General features: G+C 72.7%; 17 protein-coding genes. 12 read left to right on the top strand and 5 right to left on the bottom strand.

Features of this window, described 5'->3' with window-relative positions; translation table 11 throughout:
* Positions 1 to 3 precede the first annotated feature (3 nt).
* Complete coding sequence (locus O7616_RS28555) at positions 4 to 639, top strand: HAD-IA family hydrolase (protein WP_282304786.1); 636 nt, start codon at positions 4 to 6, stop codon at positions 637 to 639.
* A gap of 12 nt (positions 640 to 651) precedes the next feature.
* Here the strand turns inward: O7616_RS28555 and O7616_RS28550 are convergent, their stop codons facing one another.
* Both O7616_RS28550 and O7616_RS28545 read right to left on the bottom strand, forming a co-directional pair.
* Positions 652 to 1,254 carry a Pr6Pr family membrane protein gene (locus O7616_RS28550; protein ID WP_282304785.1) on the bottom strand — a complete coding sequence of 201 codons (603 nt, stop codon included), beginning with the start codon at positions 1,252 to 1,254 and terminating at the stop codon, positions 652 to 654.
* Positions 1,251 to 2,456, bottom strand: a complete 1,206-nt coding sequence (locus O7616_RS28545; RefSeq protein ID WP_282304784.1) for a glycosyltransferase — start codon at positions 2,454 to 2,456, stop codon at positions 1,251 to 1,253. The genes O7616_RS28550 and O7616_RS28545 overlap by 4 nt, the downstream gene beginning before the upstream one ends.
* 121 nt (positions 2,457 to 2,577) lie before the next feature.
* On the opposite strand from O7616_RS28545, the gene O7616_RS28540 reads away from it, so the two are divergent.
* Both O7616_RS28540 and O7616_RS28535 read left to right on the top strand, forming a co-directional pair.
* Positions 2,578 to 3,057 carry an N-acetyltransferase gene (locus O7616_RS28540; RefSeq protein WP_282304783.1) on the top strand — a complete coding sequence of 160 codons (480 nt, stop codon included), beginning with the start codon at positions 2,578 to 2,580 and terminating at the stop codon, positions 3,055 to 3,057.
* A gap of 92 nt (positions 3,058 to 3,149) precedes the next feature.
* On the top strand, positions 3,150 to 4,292 hold the full coding sequence (locus O7616_RS28535) for a polysaccharide pyruvyl transferase family protein (protein ID WP_282257360.1): 1,143 nt from the start codon (positions 3,150 to 3,152) through the stop codon (positions 4,290 to 4,292).
* Positions 4,293 to 4,302: 10 nt separating this feature from the next.
* Here the strand turns inward: O7616_RS28535 and O7616_RS28530 are convergent, their stop codons facing one another.
* The gene (locus tag O7616_RS28530; protein ID WP_282257362.1) at positions 4,303 to 4,509 is read right to left on the bottom strand and encodes a hypothetical protein; all 207 of its coding nucleotides are present in this window, start codon (positions 4,507 to 4,509) and stop codon (positions 4,303 to 4,305) included.
* 82 nt (positions 4,510 to 4,591) lie between these two features.
* Between O7616_RS28530 and O7616_RS28525 the strand changes: the two genes are divergently transcribed.
* From O7616_RS28525 to O7616_RS28515, 3 genes are all read left to right on the top strand, one after another.
* Positions 4,592 to 5,110: a DinB family protein gene (locus tag O7616_RS28525; protein WP_282304782.1), complete on the top strand. Its 519-nt coding sequence runs from the start codon at positions 4,592 to 4,594 to the stop codon at positions 5,108 to 5,110.
* A 290-nt stretch (positions 5,111 to 5,400) separates the two neighbouring features.
* Positions 5,401 to 8,646 (top strand): DEAD/DEAH box helicase, encoded by a 3,246-nt coding sequence (locus O7616_RS28520; RefSeq protein WP_282304781.1) that lies wholly within the window; start codon positions 5,401 to 5,403, stop codon positions 8,644 to 8,646.
* Entirely contained in the window at positions 8,643 to 9,542 is a 900-nt protein-coding gene (locus O7616_RS28515) for an SWIM zinc finger family protein (RefSeq protein ID WP_282304779.1), read from the top strand. The genes O7616_RS28520 and O7616_RS28515 overlap by 4 nt, the downstream gene beginning before the upstream one ends.
* A gap of 4 nt (positions 9,543 to 9,546) precedes the next feature.
* Here O7616_RS28515 and O7616_RS28510 read toward each other — a convergent pair whose 3' ends face one another.
* Positions 9,547 to 9,804, bottom strand: a complete 258-nt coding sequence (locus O7616_RS28510) for a DUF3040 domain-containing protein (RefSeq protein WP_088988248.1) — start codon at positions 9,802 to 9,804, stop codon at positions 9,547 to 9,549.
* Positions 9,805 to 10,270: 466 nt separating this feature from the next.
* Between O7616_RS28510 and O7616_RS28505 the strand changes: the two genes are divergently transcribed.
* The 5 genes from O7616_RS28505 to O7616_RS28485 are packed head-to-tail and all read left to right on the top strand — an operon-like array spanning position 10,271 to position 16,546.
* On the top strand, positions 10,271 to 12,355 hold the full coding sequence (locus tag O7616_RS28505; protein WP_282304778.1) for a DUF1800 family protein: 2,085 nt from the start codon (positions 10,271 to 10,273) through the stop codon (positions 12,353 to 12,355).
* 8 nt (positions 12,356 to 12,363) lie between these two features.
* A complete protein-coding gene (locus O7616_RS28500; protein ID WP_282257369.1) occupies positions 12,364 to 13,746 on the top strand; it encodes a DUF1501 domain-containing protein in 1,383 nt (460 codons plus the stop codon).
* Positions 13,743 to 15,161 (top strand): ferredoxin reductase family protein, encoded by a 1,419-nt coding sequence (locus O7616_RS28495; protein WP_282304777.1) that lies wholly within the window; start codon positions 13,743 to 13,745, stop codon positions 15,159 to 15,161. The genes O7616_RS28500 and O7616_RS28495 overlap by 4 nt, the downstream gene beginning before the upstream one ends.
* A 13-nt stretch (positions 15,162 to 15,174) precedes the next feature.
* A complete protein-coding gene (locus tag O7616_RS28490; protein WP_282304776.1) occupies positions 15,175 to 15,774 on the top strand; it encodes an FMN-binding protein in 600 nt (199 codons plus the stop codon).
* A gap of 49 nt (positions 15,775 to 15,823) precedes the next feature.
* Entirely contained in the window at positions 15,824 to 16,546 is a 723-nt protein-coding gene (locus O7616_RS28485; protein ID WP_282307755.1) for an FAD:protein FMN transferase, read from the top strand.
* Between the two features lie 382 nt (positions 16,547 to 16,928).
* Here O7616_RS28485 and O7616_RS28480 read toward each other — a convergent pair whose 3' ends face one another.
* The gene (locus O7616_RS28480; protein ID WP_282257376.1) at positions 16,929 to 17,609 is read right to left on the bottom strand and encodes a bifunctional DNA primase/polymerase; all 681 of its coding nucleotides are present in this window, start codon (positions 17,607 to 17,609) and stop codon (positions 16,929 to 16,931) included.
* 237 nt (positions 17,610 to 17,846) lie between these two features.
* On the opposite strand from O7616_RS28480, the gene O7616_RS28475 reads away from it, so the two are divergent.
* Positions 17,847 to 19,076, top strand: a complete 1,230-nt coding sequence (locus tag O7616_RS28475; protein WP_282304775.1) for a helix-turn-helix domain-containing protein — start codon at positions 17,847 to 17,849, stop codon at positions 19,074 to 19,076.
* Positions 19,077 to 19,084: the final 8 nt, after the last annotated feature.

Genomic DNA, 19,084 nt, shown 5'->3' with positions numbered 1-19,084 from the left:
AGCGTGAGCGTGGAACTGGCGGGCATCGGCGCGGTGCTGTTCGACATGGACGGCACCCTGGTCGACTCGGACGCGGCCGTCGAGCGGGCCTGGAAACGGTGGGCGGCCGAGTACGCGGTCGACCCGGCGGCGGCGCTGGCCATCGCGCACGGCAGCCCCGCCGACCGGACCATCCGCCGACTGTTGCCCGACCTCGACGACCACGCGGTCGCCACCGCGGCGGCACGGCAGCTCGCGTTGCAGTACGACGACCTGTCCGACGTGGTCGCCACCCCCGGAGCGCACGAACTCCTGGACACACTGGCCCGGTTGGGGCTGCCGTGGGCGGTGGTGACCAGCGCCGACGCCCGGCTGGCCCAGGCGCGGCTCGGCGCGGCCGGGATCGTCGCGCCGGTGCTGGTCACGGTCGAGGACGTGCGGGTCGGCAAACCGGACCCGGAGGGCTACCTGCGGGCCGCCGCCCTGGTGGACGTACCCGTCGCGCGGTGCCTGGTCGTGGAGGACGCCGAGGTCGGCTTGCGAGCCGGGCGGGCGGCCGGTGCACTGACCGCCGCGTTGAAGGGACTCGACGGCGATCTGCGTCTGCACGACCTGGCGCAGCTGGCGCGTTACCTGGAGTCGACGCCGACCGCACCCTGACGGGCAGCCGCCTCATCGCCCGTGACGGCGGGTCAGGTGGACGGCGGTCAGGGCGATCACCAGCAGACTGGCGGCGAAGAGCACGGCGTTGAGGGCGACCGTGGGATAGCCCAGTCGGGGCACGTCGAGGAACGGGTAGAGGTAGCGGTCCTCGGCCCCGCCGAGGGCGCCCCGGACCAGGATGACGGTCAGCCACACCAGCGGATAGCCGAGCAGGCCGAGCGCGTACGCCGGGCGCAGCGCGACCCGGGGTCGACGGCTCAGCCAGTGGGCGGCGGCCAGTGGCGGCGCCACGACGTGCAGCAGCAGGTTGGCGGCGTCGGAGATCGTCCCCCGGGCGTCGGCGTTCGCCACCATGGCGTAGCGGCTCCACGGGTTGGCCAGCACCAGGACGAAGACGACTGCGGTGCCGACGAGGTAGACGGTGAGCGCGGTCCGCAACCGGTCACCGCCACCGGCCAGCAACACCACCAGGTAGGCCAGGTCGACCTGCACGGTGAAGTAGAAGAGCAGCTCGACGGGATCGTCGCGGGCGGCGACCAGCGCGAGGACCAGCCCGACGGCCACCACCGCGGCCGTGCCCAACCGCAGGGCCCGGGTGACGTCCCCGGTCACGGCGTCGCGTCCGTTGGGCCAGGCGGCGGTAGTGCCGCGTACAGCGTGACCAGCTCCGCCAGGTAGCGCTCCCCGGACCAGGCCGCCACCGCGGCCCGGCCGTCCCGGATCACCTCCGCGCGCAGGTCGCTGTCGGTCAGCAGCCGGGTCAACAACGCGCCGTACGCCGCAGCGGTGGGTTCGGCGACCGGCCGGGCGGTGCCGGTGCCCGGCCGCTGCACCAGCGCGGTGTCCACCATGGCCACCGGCAGCCCGTACGCCTCGGCTTCGGAGAGCACCAGGCCCTGCGTGTCGGTGACCGAGGTGAACGCGAGCACGTCCGCAGCCCGGTAGTGGGCGCCGACCCGGTCGTGCGGTACCGGGCGCAGCAGGCGCACCGCGCCGGCCACCCCGTACCGGTGGGCCACCCGGCGGATCGCGAGCCGGTTCCGTCGGGCACCCAGCAGCACCAGGTGAGCGGCCGGCATCGTCCGGCGGACCTGGGCGAACGCGGCGAGCAGCAGCTCCGGGTTCTTCTCCGGCGTGGCCCGGCCCACCGCGAGCAGCACCGGCGCGTCCGCCGGGATGCCCAGCCGGGCCCGTAGCCGCCGCCGGTCGTCGGCGTCGGCGCGCGGCGCGGCGGCCGGGGTCGGCAGGACCACGATCGGGGTACGCCCCGCCATCGCCGCCATCATCGTCGCGGTCTTCACCGAGGGGGCGACCAGGACGCTGGTGTGCGCCAGCAGGCACCGCCCCAGCTCCGCCAGTCGGGTCTGCCGGTCCGGTCCGGGACGGCAGAGGGCCCACAGGTCCCGCGCGCCCCACCGCAGGCCCAGCCGCAGGCCCGCGTACGCGGCCCCGATCGGGATCTCCGGGTAGTGCGCCGCGTACGCGACCAGGTCGGTGTGCCAGGTCAGCACGGTCGGTACGCCCCGGGCGGCGGCCCACCGCAGGCCGGCGACGCCGAGCGGGCCGGTGGTGTGCACGTGCACCACGTCCGCCGGTGCGTCCGGCGACCGGGGCACCGCCAGCCGGTAGGGGCGGGTCGGCACCGCCAGCGAGGGCACCTCACCCGGTCGGCGGCGACCCCGCAGCAGGGGGCCCGGGCAGTGCAGCACGACCCGGTGCCCGGCGGCACGCAGCAGCGCCACGGCGGTGCCGACCGAGGTCGCCACCCCCTCCGGGTTGTCGAGGTGGCTGTCGCTGACGTGGGCGATGCGCACGTCGCCATCATGGTGGGCCCGCGCACCCCCTCCGTCGCGTCCGCGACCGCGCGGGGCCGGGTGGCGCCGTCCGGGTCGGTTCTGCTGCACTGTCCGCTGGCGACGACGAGGGGGAGCCGCGGTGGAGTTGACGTTGACGCCGATGACGGCACCGGAGCTGGCCCGGTTGCGGGGGCCGTTGGAGCAGGGGTACGCCGAGGACCTGGTGGCACATCGCGGGTTGAGCCCGGAGGCGGCCCGCGAGCGGTCGGTCGAGCAGATCCGGGAGTCGCTGCCGGCGGGCGCGGCGACCGAGGGGGCACTGCTGCGGGTGGGCCGGGTCGACGACACCGAGGTCGGCTGGATCTGGGTGACCCTGCCGGCGGCGACCGGTTCGCGCCAGGCCTGGATCCACAACATCGAGGTGCATCCGGAGCACCGGGGGCGCGGTCACGCACGGCGGATGATCCAGCTCATCGAGGCCGAACTCGCCCAGCTCGGCGTACCCGAGTTGGGGTTGAACGTCTTCGGGACGAACACCGTGGCGATCGGTCTCTACCGCAGTCTGGGGTTCGAGGTGACGTCCCAGCAGATGGCGAAGCGGATCGACCCGGCCGGCTGAGTCGGCGAGCCCTCGGGACCGGTCCCTCCGGCAGGACTGTTCACCTGCCCAGCGGGAAACCGGCGCGGACCGCACCTGGGGAGGAGCGACGGATGACGCACGGCGGCGGACTGACCATCGGTGTGCTCGGCTCGTACGGTGGGCGAAACCTCGGCGACGAGGCGATCCTCACCGGCCTGCTCACCGATCTGCGCACGCAGGAACCCAACGCCCGGATCATCGTCTTCTCCCGTAACCCGGAGCACACCCGGGCCGCCCATCCGGACGTCGAGGCGGTGCCCTGGGAGGGCGTCAGCCGTACCGACTCCGCGCTGGTCCTCGCCCAGCTCGACCTGCTCATCCTGGGCGGGGGAGGCATCCTCTACGACCGGGAGGCCCGCCGCTACCTGCGGGTGGTCCGGGTCGCCCAGGAGCGGGGCCTGCCGCTGATCACGTACGCGGTGGGCGTCGGGCCGCTGGGCGAGGCGGTGGACACCGGCATGGTCCGGGAGACGCTGTCCAGCGCGGTCCAGGTGACAGTGCGGGACCAGGAGTCCCGGATGGTGTTGGAGGAGGCCGGGCTACTCAACCCGATCACCGTCACCGCGGACCCGGCGTTCCTCCTGCAACCGGAGGAGTTCCCGGCCCACCTGCTGGCCGAGGAGGGGATTCCGGTCGGCCAGCGACTGGTGGGGATAAGCGTGCGGGAACCGGGACGGGCCGCCGAACGGCTGGACGTGGACGGTTACCACCGGCTGCTCGCCCAGATCGGCGACTTCCTGGTGCACCGGATCGACGCGTACGTGCTGTTCGTACCCATGGAACGCGACGACATCCGGCACGCCCACGGGGTGCTGTCGCACATGGTCGCCGCCGATCGGGGTCGGATCCTGCACGGCACCTACTCGCCGCAGCAGATCCTCGGGCTGATGCGCCACTTCGACCTCGCCGTGGGCATGCGCCTGCACTTCCTGATCTTCGCGGCGATGGTCGGCACACCGTTCCTGCCCCTGCCGTACGCCGGCAAGGTCTTCGACCTGGCCCAACGGCTCGGCGTGCCGGCCCTGCGCGGCGTGGAGCGGGAGGTCGAGGGGCCGCTGCTGGCCGAGGTCGACCGGCTGTGGGACGAGCGCGAGCAACGCGCCGAGGGCACCGCGCGACGGGTGGCCGAGGTGTGCGATCAGGCGAGGGGCACCTCGGAGGTCACCCGGGGCGTGTTGGAGAGCCTGCGCAGCCAGACCCTCACCCGGGTCTGAGTCGACGCGGTCAGACCGCCGGGCCGGTCCACCGGTAGCGCCACTCGCGGGCCTCCTCCCGAGCGGTCTCCAACTCGTAGATCTGCGCGTCGGCGAGCCCACCCGCGCCGACGTGGTGATGGGTCAGCGGCGGGCGGCCGTTGCTGTCCAGCTCGACGGTGATGGTCTGCCCGTCCGCCGTGCCGCCGACGAGAAGGATCTGCACGGATGAAGCCATGCGCCCATCCTGCCCGCCGTGCCGCCGGTCCGCAGCGGATAGCGGGGCAGCGGGGGAGCCGCTTCGTGGCTAGGGTCGGCGGATGGAGCAGACGATCGATCCGTCGCTCGGTCCGGTGCTCGCCCGCACCGGCGACGAGCGTGCCGTGCTGGAATCGTTCCTCGACTTCCACCGTGGGGTGCTGCTGCGCAAGCTGCGCGGTCTCTCCGACGCCGACGCCGGCCGTCGGTTGGTGCCCTCGGCCACCACGCTCGCCGGGCTGGTCAAGCACCTGACCCTGGTCGAGCGGAACTGGTTCCCGACCCTGCTGGCGCCCGAGCCCGGCGACGTCTACCTGACCTCGGAAGAGGACGCGGTGGCCAGCTTCGTCCTCGGCGAGCAGGAGACCGTAGCCGCGCTCGTCGAGGCGTACGAGCGGGCCTGCGCCCGATCCCGGGCCGTCGCCGCGAGCTTCGACCTCGACCACGTGGTGCCGCACCCGCAGCTCGGTCAGGTGTCGCTGCGCTGGATCCTGGTGCACATGATCGAGGAGACGGCCCGCCACGCGGGCCACGCCGACATCCTGCGCGAGCTGACCGACGGCGAGTGCGGCGCCATCTGACCCCCGGCCGCCGCGCGCCGCCGCGCGCCGCCGCGCGCCGCCGCGCGCCGCCGCGCGCCGCCGCGCGCCCCCGCGCGCCGCCGCGTGGTCAAGATCGACACGGGTTCGCCGACGTCGGGGTGTCCGACCGACTTGGATACCGCGATATCGGCGATGCCGTGTCGATCAGCCCCGTGAGTCGGCGACGATGCCGGTGCGCGCCGTGCGGTGCGTCCGTTCGGCGGTGGCTGCGGACGCCCGCCCCGGCGGGCCGCCTATCCTGGGGCGCGGGCGGCGACGAGGGGGAGTAGGTGCTGGTCATCCACGGGCTGTGGCTGCCCGGCGACAGCTCGACCGACGGCCTCGCCGTGTGGGCCGAGGACAGCACCGTGCCGATCCCCGCTCCGCGCGCCGGGCGACCAGCGCGGGAACGCCCACACCCCTTCGCCGCCGGGCACGCCGACCTGGCCGCCGTCCTCGCCGACGCCGCCGAGCCGACCCGGCCGGACACCGCGCTGCTCACCCTGCCCACCCGGGCGGGCGCGCCGACCGACTCGCCCGAACTGATCCGGACCACCGTCGCACAGGCGACCCGCGGCCGACTCGCCCTGACCGGGTGGCGGGTCCCCATCCTGGTGTACGCCCCGGACGACGCGCTGCCACTGCTCCGCGCCCTGGACGACCTCCCGGCGGTGCCCGGGGCCTCCCTGCGTCACCTCGCCGAGCTTGCCGACTTCGCCGCCGACCTGGTGACCCGTGGCCGCGTCCTCCCCGGCGTCAGCCCGACGTCGGCGAGCCCCACCCCGACGACCGTCCCGCCGCCGAGCGCCGCCGCGCCGCCTGTCCCATCCGCGAGTATCCCGGCGGGGAGCACCACGGCGGCAGGGGCTTCGTCGGACGCTGCTGCGCAGGTTTCGGCGCGGGCGGTCTGGCGGCCGCTGCTGACCGGCACCGACGCGGCGTGGGCGCGGTCGTTGGCGCTGGCCCTACCGCCCGCCGCCCGAGCCGCCGTCGACCTGCCCGGCGCTGCCGGGGTGGGCGGGGGTGAGCTGACGGCGGCCGAGGTGGTCGCGGACGCGCTCGACGCGCTGACCGACGCCGCCGCGCGGGCCGCGCTGGCGACCACCACGCTGTCCCGGGGGCTGCGGCCGGGTGGTCCGGCACCGGCCTGGCTGGCGGCGCTCGCCGGTCCGCAGCGAGATTTCACAGTCGACGCCACGGCGTTGGCCACCCTGCGCGACGAGCTGGACGTCTGGCAGCGGGACGCCGCCGGCGGCCCGGTGCGGGCCAGTTTCCGGCTGGTGGAGCCGGCCCCGGACGAGGTCACCGAGCCGATCCTGGCCACCCGCCCGGCACCGGGAGACATCGTGCCGGCATCGGTCGAACCCTCCGGCGCTGCGCGGTGGCGGCTGGAGTTCGGGTTGCAGGCGGCCGACGAGCCCGGCCTGCACGTCGACGCCGGCCAGGTCTGGCGGGCACCGCAGACCCTCGGCGGCCTGACCGGGCGTACGGGCAACCCGCAGGAGACACTGCTCGCCGAGTTGGGGCGGGCCAGTCGGCTCTGGCCGGACCTGGACGCGGCACTGCGTACCGCCGCTCCGGAGGTGATGCAGCTCGACGTCGAGGGGGCGCACCGGTTCCTCAGCGAGGGCGCCCCGGTGCTGCACGCGGCCGGGTTCGGGGTGCTGCTGCCGTCCTGGTGGCAGCGCCCGTCGGCGCGGCTCGGCGCCCGCCTGCGCGCCCGCAGCCGTACCGCGCCCGGCACGGTGAGTGGCGCCGACGCCGGTGTCGGCCTGGACGCCCTGGTGGACTACCGCTGGGAGATCGCCCTCGGCGACCAGCCGCTGTCCGCCGAGGAGTTGGCGGAGCTGGCCGAGCTGAAGACCCCGCTGGTGCGGTTGCGTGGCCGGTGGGTGGAGCTGGACCCGGGGCGGCTCGCCGCCGGTCTGCGCCTGCTCCGCTCCTCCGGTGAGTTGACGGTCGCCGACCTGCTCCGCCTCGGGCTGGCCGACGGCGAGGCCACCGGTGCGCTACCGGTGTTGGAGGTGACCGCCGACGGGGCACTGGGTGACCTGCTCGCCGGTGCGGTCGAGCGGCGGCTCACCCCGCTGGAGCCGCCGCCGAGCTTCCACGGGACGCTGCGGCCGTACCAGCAGCGGGGTTTGGCGTGGTTGGCGTTCCTGCGCTCGCTCGGGTTGGGCGGCGTGCTCGCCGACGACATGGGTCTCGGCAAGACGGTGCAGCTGCTCGCGTTGCTCGCCGGGGACCCACCGGACGCCGGGCCGACCCTGCTGGTCTGTCCGATGTCGCTGGTCGGCAACTGGCAGCGGGAGGCGGCCCGGTTCACGCCGACGCTGCGGGTGCACGTACACCATGGGGCGGAGCGGGCGCGGGGGGCGGAGTTCACCGCGGCCGCGCACGGCGCGGACCTGGTCCTCACCACCTACTCGGTGGCCGCCCGCGACGCCGCCGACCTGGCCGGCATCGACTGGCACCGGGTGGTCGTGGACGAGGCGCAGGCGATCAAGAACGCGTCGACCCGGCAGGCCGAGGCGGTTCGTGCGTTGCCCGCGCGGCAGCGGGTGGCGGTGACCGGTACGCCGGTGGAGAACCGGCTCGCCGACCTCTGGTCGATCATGCAGTTCGTCAACCCGGGTCTGCTCGGGCCGGCGGCGACGTTCCGGAAGAGGTTCGCCGAGCCGATCGAACGCAACGGCGACGCCGAGGCGGCCGAGCGGCTGCGCCGGATCACCGGCCCGTTCGTGTTGCGTCGACTCAAGACCGACTCGTCGATCATCTCGGACCTGCCGGAGAAGTTGGAGATGGAGGTGCTCTGCAACCTCACCGCCGAGCAGGCAGCGCTCTACCGGGTGGTGGTCGACGACATGCTCGCCCGGATCGAGACCAGCGACGGCATCGAGCGACGCGGTCTGGTGCTGGCCACCATGACCCGGCTCAAGCAGGTCTGCAACCACCCCGCCCAGTTGCTGCGCGACGGTTCGGCGTTGGAGGGGCGCTCCGGCAAGCTGGCCCGGCTGACCGAGATCCTGGAGGAGGTGCTTGCGGCGGGGGAGAAGGCGCTGCTGTTCACCCAGTACGCCGAGTTCGGCGCGATGTTGCGCGGTCACCTGTCGGCTCGGTTCGGCCGGGAGGTGCTGTTCCTGCACGGCGGGCTCGGGAAGGCCGAGCGGGACGCCATGGTGCAGCGTTTCCAGTCGGCGGAGGGCCCGGCGCTGTTCGTCCTCTCCCTGAAGGCCGGCGGCACCGGCCTCACCCTGACCGCGGCCAACCACGTGGTGCACGTGGACCGGTGGTGGAACCCGGCGGTGGAGGACCAGGCCACCGACCGGGCGTTCCGGATCGGGCAGCGCCGTCGGGTGCAGGTCCGCAAGTTCGTCTGCGCGGGCACCGTGGAGGAGAAGGTCGCCGCGATGATCAACGACAAGCGCGCCCTCGCCGAGCGGGTCGTGGGCACCGGCGAGCAGTGGATCACCGAGCTGTCCACCGGCCAGTTGCGGGAGTTGTTCGCCCTGGAGGCCGGGGCGGTGGTGGAGTGAGCACCGATCGGTTCGCCGACTACGGGCGCCCCCGCCGCGTCGACGGGGGTCTGCGGGCGCGCAGCTCGCGGGGTGCCATCGGGCGCTCCTGGTGGTCCCGGCGTTTCCTGGAGGTGCTGGAGTCGTTCGCGCTGGGCACCCGGTTGACCCGAGGTCGTTCCTACGCACGCGCCGGCCAGGTGCTGACGCTCGACATCGCACCCGGCCGGGTCAGCGCCGTGGTGCAGGGCTCCCGCCCGAAGCCGTACCAGGTGTCCATCGCACTGCGGCCGTTCCCGGCCCCGCTCTGGTCCCGGATCGAGGAGGAGCTGGCCGGGCAGGCGTTCTTCAGCGCCCGGCTGCTCGCCGGAGACCTCCCCGACGAGCTGGAGGAGCTGTTCGTCGCCGCCGGCGCGCCGCTGTTCCCGGCCGGTGTGGACGAGCTGACCCAACGCTGCAACTGCCCCGACTTCGCGGTCCCGTGCAAACACCTGGCGGCGACGTTCTACCTGCTGGCCGAGGCGTTCGACGCGGACCCGTTCGAGTTGCTGCACTGGCGTGGTCGGTCCCGTGCGGAGCTGCTGGACGAGCTGCGCGCCCGGCGGGTGCAGGCCACCGGCGCCGTCGCGCTGCCCGAGGCGGTGGACCCACCGTCCGAACCGGACGGTGACCGGTCGACCGTGGCCCCGGTCGGTGCGGCCCGCGCGCTCGTCGGGCTGTCGACGACTGCGCTACCGGAGGCGGTGGACCGGTTCTGGCTGCCGCCGGTGCCGTTGCCGGACCAGCCGCCTCGACTGGTGACCGGCCCCGACCTGCTGCTCCGCCAACTCGGCGCGCCGGCCCCCGCCATCGGTGGCCCCGGAATGCTCGAACGGTTACGCCGCGCGTACCGGGCGTTCGGCCCGGACGGCAGGTGACCCGTCACGTCCAGCGGCGGCGGAACCGCCACATGATGGCGGCGTTCGCCACCAGCACCACCGCGCAGATCGCACCGGTCAGCCGACCGGCGAACACGGCTATCGCCGGCAGCGACGCCCACAGCACGATGGTCAACAACATCAGGTAGCGGCCCCTGCGGGCCCGGACCCGGTGGTCCAGCCGCTTGAAGAATGCCGGGTCGCTCTCCCGGAGCTGACGGGTGATCTGGTCGAACCTGCGCTGATCCTCTTTGCTGAGCATGGCGCTGCCTTCCCCTCACGCGTTCAGCGGTTCGGCGGCATACCCGCTGTGGTGCCGGCTCACGCTCGCCTGCTGCAGCTACTTTTCCTCCTCGCGAGGCCCGGTGACGTCGAGCGCGCAGACCATCGTGAGGTCACCTCATGTCCGGCTTACCTGAACCTTAAGTTTGCCTGTGGTCGTGAACGACGCGGAAAGTGACGCGTACGGCGGTGTGGTCCGGTCCGTACCCGGCTGCCGCACGTCCGCCCTGCTGAGAAGGTCTGCGCCCGGCCCCGCCCCGTCGACCGGCGTAGAAGCCGCACTGAGCGCTGTCTTAAGTGCCCTCAGGAGGGTGTTCGGCCCACCTTGAAGGGCCCCGGGGGCTTGGTTACCTTGCCGTAGCAACTCCCCTCAGGCAACAGTCGCCGCACCTGCCGCACCTGCCCGGTCGCAGCTTCCGGCGCTCATCAGAAATCGGGATTGGTACATGGCCGACCAGAATGTGCCACCACGTCAACCGCGGGACGACCGCGGTTGGGACGGACGCCAGCACCACAACGCGGACGGCTACGGCGACCCCAACGCGTCCGCGCCCTACGGGTACGACTCGCCCCACCCCTACCAGGGCGGCTACCCCGCACCGGCCGACCCCCGTGAGCAGTACGGCGAGGGTTACGCGTACGCCGGGCAGCCCGCCCCGCGCGGGCCGCAGTGGGTCGGCCCGGAAGGGCTCGGTCACCAGGTAGCGGCGCGGCCCGGCACCGGACTGCCCACTCTGGACGACGACGAGTCGGGCCCCAGGGTCGGCCGGCGCAAGGCGATGGTGGCCCTGGGCGGCACCGCCGCCGTCGTCGCCGGTGGCGCGGCGCTCGCCATGACCCCGCAGCTCCGCGGCATCTTCGGTGACGAGGTGGCCGGTGACGCCACCGGCAGCACGGTCACCGACGGCACCGCCGCGCGGCCCAGTGGCCAGCAGCCCAGCACGGTGCGTACCTACACTGAGCAGAACGAGAGCTACATGGGCTCCCGGGCCGGTGAGGCGCTGAAGAAGAACGCGCCGACTGGTGGACGGATCCTCTCCGGCCCGGCCGCCGCCGCCGCGGCGACCCAGGTGACCGTGAAGACGGTGCTGGCCAAGGACCCGATCCTGCACCTGGCCCGGCGGGCCACCTTCGGGCCCACCCCCGAGGTCGTCGCCGACATCAAGAAGCAGGGCATCGACGCCTGGGTCCGCGCCCAGTTGGACCCGGACAAGATCGCGCCGAGCAAGGCCGAGCTGAAGCTCGCCGAGCTGCCCACCCAGAAGCTCAGCGTGCAGCAGTTGCGGACCCAGCGGGACCAGCTCAACGAGCAGGGCGCCCAGCCGGAGCGGGAGATGGTCGACGCGACCATCGCCCGGCAGATCTGGTCGAAGCGTCAACTCTTCGAGGTGATGGTCGACTTCTGGAACGACTTCCTGCACGTGGCGGCCGACTTCGACGGTGGCGAGGTCTACCGCAACTCGTTCGACCAGGACGTCGTGCGTAAGCACGCGCTGGGCAGCTACCCGGAGATGCTGATCGCGGCGAACAAGCACCCCGCGCTGCTGATCTACCTGAACCAGAAGGACTCCCGCAAGGACGCGATCAACGAGAACCTCGCCCGGGAGAACCTCGAGCTGTACTCGGTCGGCGTCGACGGCGGCTACAAGGAGCCGGACGTCCGCCAGGCCGCCATGCTGCAGACCGGCCGGGGCATCGACAAGGACGGCAAGTACGTCTTCAGGCCGGAGCAGCACTACGTCGGCAAGGTGAAGATCCTCGGCTTCACCCACGCGAACAACTCGTCGGACCCGAAGAAGGCCGACGCGGCGATCGACGCGTACATCACCTACATCGCGCTGCACCCGTCGACGGCCAAGTACGTGGCGCAGAGCCTGGCGACCCGGTTCGTCTCGGACACTCCGCCGAAGTCCCTGGTGGACCGGCTGGCCAAGGTCTACACCTCCAACAACGGCCTGATCAAGCCGGTGCTGATGGCGATGTTCTGCTCCACCGAGTTCTGGGCCGCCGTGGGCCAGAAGGTGCGCCGCCCGATGGAGTACCTGGTCGCCACGTACCGCACCCTGGGCGTCTCGCCGGAGGCGTCGCCGAAGCACAACAACGGCGACAACAAGCGCACCCCGTACGCGCGGGGCCTGCGGCAGATCCACGACAAGCTGCGCGAGTTGGGCCAGTTCCCGATGGGACACCCCACCCCGGACGGCTACCCGGACGTCTACGTCGCCTGGACGTCGGCCGGCACCATGGTCAACGGCTGGAACGAGGCGGGCGAGATCCTCGCCGGCTACCGCACCACCTTCACGTACACGCCGCCGGAGAAGCTGGTCGCCAAGCCGCCGGCCACCGCCGGGGCGTACGTGGACGCGCTCTCGGCGCGCCTGGTGGGCCAGAAGCTGAGCACCCGGGAGAAGAACCTGATCCTCGGTGTCGCCGGCGTCGCGGCCACCGCCAAGGTCGACGCCACGTTCAACGGGGCCATCACCGCCGTCGCGCGGGCGATCCTCGCTTCCCCCCAGCACCACCTCCGGTGAGGCACCCGATGGAGAAGACTGTGTACAACTCTTTCCCCCTGCACCCCGAATGCCCCGACGTGCGGCGGCTGGCCGACAACCCGGCCGAGGCGATGTTGCGCGCGGAGGCGGACATCGTCGCCGCCGAGAACGCCGCCGAGCTGGACCGCTACCGCACTCTGGAGAACCTGGAGGAGGCCCAGCAGGACGGTCGCGGCGTCACCCGGCGGACCTTCGTCGCGGGTGCCGCGGCCACCGCCACCGCCCTGGCCACGGCCCAGTTCGTCACCACGTCGGCGTCGTTCGCGGCCACCAAGACCGGCACCCTGATCCACGTCTTCCTCTACGGCGGGCTGGACGGGCTGAGCCTGGTCGCACCGGACAACGACCCGGTGCTCAGCAAGGCCCGCCCCGACCTGCTGCTCGGCAACGACTCGTTGGCCCTGGGCCGCGGTTTCAAGCTGACCAGCGCGTTCAAGCCGCTGGAGAAGTGGCTCACCGCCGGCCAGCTCGGCTTCATCCCGGGCGTCTCGGACGAGCGGCTGTCGCGCAGCCACTTCCAGGCCGCGGACGCCTGCAACCTGGGCGGACTGCCCAACGAGACCGGTGGTCGGGGCTGGCTGGACGGTCTGGTCGACAACCTGGGCAAGGGCACCGCGTTCCGCAGCGTCGGCATCGGCAGCACGCTGCCCCGCTCGCTGGTCGGCAACAACGGCGCGTTGTCGCTGAACAGCGTCGGATCGTTGCGACTCAACGGCGACGAGAAGTACCGGGCGGCCACCGAGAAGGCCATCAAGGGGCTCTTCACCGGGATCAACCACCCGGTCGAGGAGGCCGTGCAGGAGGGCATGGGCGCGCTGGCCACCGCCCAGAAGCTCGCCGCCAAGCCGTACGAGCCGGTCGAAGGCGTCACGTACGAGGGCGTCGGGAACGCGTTCAAGCAGCTCGCCCAGCTGATCAAGGGTGGCGCCAACGTCCGGGTCGCCACGGTCGGCATGGGTGGCTACGACACCCACGAGAACCAGGGCACCAGTGCGGGTGGCCAACTGCACCGCCGGTTGAACGAGCTGGCCAAGGCCATGGCGGCCTTCTTCACCGACCTCGGTCCGCAGGCCGCCGACGTGACGATCATGGTGTCCAGCGAGTTCGGCCGCCGGGTCGGCTCCAACACCGGCGGCACCGACCACGGGCACGGTGGCGTGGTCACGGTGCTCTCCGGCAAGAAGCTGGCCGGCTCCCTGCTGGGCACCTGGAACGGGCTGGACAAGCTGGACTCCGGTGACGTGCCGGAGTACAACAACATGTTCAACGTCTACGGCGCGGTGGCACAGGGCCGGTTCGGGCTCACCAACGCCGAGGTCCAGAAGGTCTTCCCCCGCCAGAAGTACGCCCCGATGAAGCTGTACGCGTGACGTACCCGCACACCCACGCCGCCGGCCGTCGTACCGGGACCTCGTCCCGGCACGGCGGCCGGTCGGCTGCCCCCGTACCCCCGCAGATCCCGGACCGGCGCGGACCCGGCGGCCGACGGCTGCTGGGCGTGCTGCTCCTGGTCGGCCTGGTCGCCAGTGTGCTGCCGTGGTGGTTGGGCACCCCCGCCGGTTCGTTGCGCAGCACCGCGGCCACCGTCACCGCGGCGGGCCGGATCACCGGCCTGATCGCCGGCTACCTGCTGCTGGTGCAGGTGCTGATGATGAGCCGGCTGCCGGTACTGGAACGCTGGATCGGCGGCGAGCAGATGGCCCGCTGGCACCGCGACGTGGGAGCGACCCTGCTGGTCGCCGTGTCGGCGCACATGTCGCTGATCCTCGTCGGCTACGCGGACCTGCGGAACCAGTCGATAGTCGCCGAGGTCGGCACGCTGCTCGGCGACTACGAGGACATGGTCTCGGCGTTCGTCGCCACCGGCATCATGATGCTGGTCGGCTTCAGCAGTGTCCGGGCGATCCGGCGGGCGTTGCCCTACGAGCTGTGGCACGCGCTGCACCTGTCCAGCTACCTGGTCCTGCTGCTCGGCTTCGGCCACCAGTTCACCCACGGCGCGCAGCTGTACAAGCCCGGTCCGGTGCGGACCGGCTGGATCGCGCTCTACCTGCTGGTGGTCGCCGCTCTGCTCTGGGGGCGGGTGATCGCGCCACTGGCGTTCAACCTGCGGTACAAGCTGCGGGTCGCCGACGTGGTCGCGGAGAGCCCGGACACCATCTCCATCTACCTCACCGGTGAGCGTCTCGGTCGGCTGACGATGCTCGGTGGCCAATACTTCCGCTGGCGCTTCCTCACCCGGGGTTGCTGGTGGCAGTCGCACCCGTTCTCCGTCTCCGCCGCCGCGAACGGTCGCTGGCTGCGGCTCACCGTCAAGGTCGTCGGCACGCACACCGCGGACCTGCGCGACCTGGAGCAGGGCACCCGGGTCTGGGCACAGGGCCCGTCGGGCACCTTCACCGCCGCGCACCGGGTCCGGGAGCGGGCCCTGCTGATCGCCGGCGGCAGCGGCATCACGCCGATCCGGGCCATGTTGGAGGAGCTGCCCCCGGGCGCCGCCCTGATCTACCGGGCCCGCACCCCGGCCGACGTGCTGCTCAGCCGGGAGCTGGACTGGCTGGCCCAGGAACGGGACACCTCCGTCTGGTACGTCATCGGCTCCCGCGACGACCCCGGCCCCCGCCAGCTGATCAGCCCGGACGGGTTGCGTCAGCTGGTGCCCGACGTGGCCCGGCGGGACGTCTACCTGTGCGGGCCGCCCGGGCTGGTGGAACAGTCGGTGCGCGCGCTGCGCCGCGCCGGTGTGCCCCGACGGCAGATCCACCTGGCCACGTTCGAGCTGTAGGAAGGGCACCCCCATGCGTCGCGCGTTCCTCGCGATCACCGGCCTGGCCGCCAGCACCACCGCGCTGGTCGTCTTCAAGGGCTCCCCGGCCACCAACCAGGTCGCCCAGAACCTGCCGACCGTCCAACCGGTCGACCCCACCGGGCAGGACGTCGACCCGAGCGCCGACCCGAACGCGCCGGGCACCGACCCGGCGGACGGCGCGGCGACGCCGTCCAGGAGCGCCGACGCGCCGGTGTCGCCCAAGCCCGGCAAGACCACCGCCCGCCCGTCGGCCACCAAGACCACCAAGGCTCCGAGCGCACCACGCACCACCAAGCCACCCCAGTCGACCAACCGCCGGGTCACCGGGGCCGGCTTCGACAACGAGTACGGGTACGTGCAGGTGCAGATCGTGGTCTCCGGCAACCGGATCGTCGAGGCCGTCGCGTTGTCACTGCCCAGCGGCGGCGAATCCGACATCCACAGCAGCGACGTCAGCAACGCGTACGACGGCACCGGCGGGGAGGTGGTGCGGAAGCAGAACGCCAACCTCAACACCGTCTCCGGTGCCACCGAGACCAGCAACTCCTACAAGCAGTCGCTGCGGTCCGCGATCGAGCAGGCGTTCTGACGTGTCGACCGCGCTGACCCGGCCGGGTCTCTGCCGGGTCGAACAGATCATGGGTACGGCGATCACGGTGGACCTCGCCGACGACCTGCCACCGGCACGGGCGGGTGAGCTGGCGGACGAGGTCTTCGCCTGGATGCGCGAGGTGGACGCCCGCTTCAGCACGTACCAGCCGGACAGCGAGGTGTGCCGCTTCGACCGGGGTGAGGTGCTGCTCTCCGAGGCGTCGGCGGACCTGCGGTTCGTGCTGGAGACCTGCGCCGACCTGTGGGGCGTCACCGACGGGTTCTTCGACGCGTACGCCACCGGGCGGCTCGACCCGTCCGGTTTCGTGAAGGGCTGGGCAGCGCAGGTCGCCTCGGACCGGCTGCTCGCCGCCGGTGCCGCGAACCACTGCGTGAACGCCGGCGGCGACGTGCGCGTACGCGGGATGTCGCCCTCCGGCGAGCCGTGGCGGATCGGCATCCGGCACCCGTGGGACGCGATGGCGACCTGCCTGGTGCTCACCGGGACCGATCTGGCCGTGGCCACCTCCGGGGTCTACGAGCGGGGTCGGCACGTGCTGGACCCGCGCCGGGGCGCACCGGCCGGCGGGCTTCGCTCGGTGACCGTCGTCGGCACCGACCTCGGGGTGGCCGACGCGTACGCCACCGCCGCCCTGGCCATGGGAACCGCCGGTCGCGGCTGGCTGGATCGCCTGGACGACCACACCCACGCCGTCGTCACCGACGACGCCCGCCACTACTACTCCGCCGACATCCCGCTGACCGACTAGGGCCCGTTTCATAAGGGCGGTCGAGCCGAGGCGGAGTCCGGGCGGCGATCCCGCAACGCCGCCGGGCGTCGTCCGGGCCCGCCGCAGGCCGGCCAGTTCTTATGAAACAGGCCCTAGCGGATCGGGCGGTGGGTGCCGGCCGGGCGGGAGCCGGTGGGGCGGGGGCGGCCGGGGCGCGAGCCGGACGGTCGGGTGCCGGCCCAGCCGTGTCGTCGGTGGCCGCGTCGGGGCGGTTCGGTGCCGCCCGGATGGGACGCTCTGTCGTTCGTGGACATGTCTCCCCCGATCGTGGCGCGCGCTCGCGCCGTCCCCCTGTCAACGAGGACCCGCGCCCCGGCGACGCTGTCGGGCACCGGATGGATCGTCGGACGGGGCGTCTTCTTCACATTCCTCGTCGGGGCAGCGGCAGGTGACCGGGCACCAGGTCGGGGGTGAGCGTCACCCCGGTGGCGCGCAGCGCCCCGATCAACGTGTTCTGCACGAGGTACGAATCCGGAAGTCGCCAGCGGGCCTGCTCGGGGGCGACCGCCCAGCGGACCGTCCCCTCGGGCAGCCGGGTGGGTGGTGCGGGGATCCACGAGCCCGGCCCGTGCCGGACCACGTGGAAGCAGTGCTCCAACTCCGGCCGCAGCGGGTCGCCGGGGCGGACCAGGAACATCCACCGCCCGGTGGGCGTGGCCAGCACCGGCCCTCGTACGCCGGTGCCGGCCGGGTGGATCCGCACCGCGTCGAGGACGAGCCGACCGAGGTGGGTGGGCACCTCCAACACGTCGAAGGCCCGGCCGGTGGGCAGCAGCACCCCGTGCGGGCGGCTCCGCCACCAGGTCGCCACCCGGGCCGGGTCGGCGCTGGCGGCCAGTTCCCAGTTCTCCAGGGCGGGGTGGCAGCCCACCGTGGGACAGCCGGCCCGGCCGCAGACGAAGCGACTGCGGGCCAGACAGGCCCCCGGGGTGACCTGCCAGCCGTGTGCGGCGTACCGCATGGCGACCCGGCGCAGCCGGACGCGTTCCAGCGGCGACAGTTCGACGACGCGCGGTCCGACATTCCCCCACATGTGTGCCATCTCCCCTCGTCGGGCCCGGCGTTCGCCAGGTCCCATGTCGAGCACCGTCACTGCCGTAACCCACGATCGTTGAGGTTGACGAACGGCTCGTGCAACTTGCACGAAAAGTACGAGGACTGGCTGTCCGGCTGACGTACATCGTGTGCGACCAGCGGAAACGTGAAAGTGAATGAAGGCCGCCGCGCCCGGGGACATCGCTTCGACTCGATCGGTCGTCGCGCAGGGGAGGATGGGGAGATGGACGAGCTACCCATAGGACGGCGGGTCGCCTACTGGCGCGGGCGGCGCAAGATGTCGCAGCAGGTCTTCGCGGACCGGCTGGGCAAGTCGAAGAGCTGGGTGGACAAGGTCGAACGCGGCGTCCGCCGGTTGGACAAGTTCTCCGTCCTCTACGAGATCGCCGACATCCTCCAGGTGGACGTCCAACTCCTCATGGGCAAGGATCCGGAGCGCCGCACCGACGCGTTGAACTGCATCGACCAGATCGAGGTGCAGGAGATCCGGGCGGCGCTGGAGCGCTACGACTCGATGAGCGCCTACTTCGACGCGGCGCCCTCGCCGCCGCCGCTGGACGACATGCGCAAGGCCGTCAACCACGCCTGGCTCACCTACCAGTACGGCCGCTACGGGATGCTCACCCGGGCGCTGCCCAAGCTGCTGCGCGACGCCCAGGCGGCCGACGCCGCGTACGGCGGGGACCGGGGCGTCGAGGCGGCGCACCTGCTCGGGCAGGTCTACCAGATCGCCTCGTCGGTGCTGCGCAAGCTCGGCGAGTGCGAGCTCGCCTGGCTGGCCGCCGACCGGTCGATGGCGGTGGCCCAGCGGGCCGACGACCCGCTGCTGGCCGGGATCGCCACCACCCGGGTCTGCAACGCGCTGGTCGCGATGGGTCGGGCCCGGCCCGCGTTGGAGCTGAACGTCCAGATCGCCAACCGGCTGGCCCCGGGTGGCGGCAACGAGGTCTCCCCGGCCCGGCTCTCCGTCTACGGGATGCTGCTGCTCCAGGGCGCGATGGCCGCCTCGCGGATCGGCGACACGGCGAGCGTCGACGACCTCATCAACTGTGCGCAGGAGGCCGCCACCCTGCTCGGCGGCGACCACAACCACTACTGGACGTCCTTCGGTCCGACCAATGTCGAGTTGCACCGGGCCGCCGCCGCCGTCGAGTTGGGCGACGGTGGTCGGGCCGTGGAGGTGCACCGGCTCCGCATCGCGGAGCCCGCCTTCAACGCCCTGCTGCCCGAACGCCGCGCCCACCACCTGCTCGACATCGCCCGTGGCTACGCCCAGATGGGCGACGTGGCCAACGCCGGCGAGATGCTGCTGCTCGGCGACCGGCTCGCCCCGTCGGAGATCCGCTGCCGGCCGATCGCGCACGAGGTGATGTCGGACATCCTTCGTCGCACACGTGGTGCGCCGCCTTCTCCGGTAGCGGAGTTGGCTGAGCACATGGGAGTAGGGGTATGAGCGCGGAG

It is taken from the genome of Micromonospora sp. WMMD964, from assembly GCF_029581455.1.
Lineage (GTDB): Bacteria > Actinomycetota > Actinomycetes > Mycobacteriales > Micromonosporaceae > Micromonospora.
This window is presented reverse-complemented; position numbering and strand designations above follow the sequence as displayed.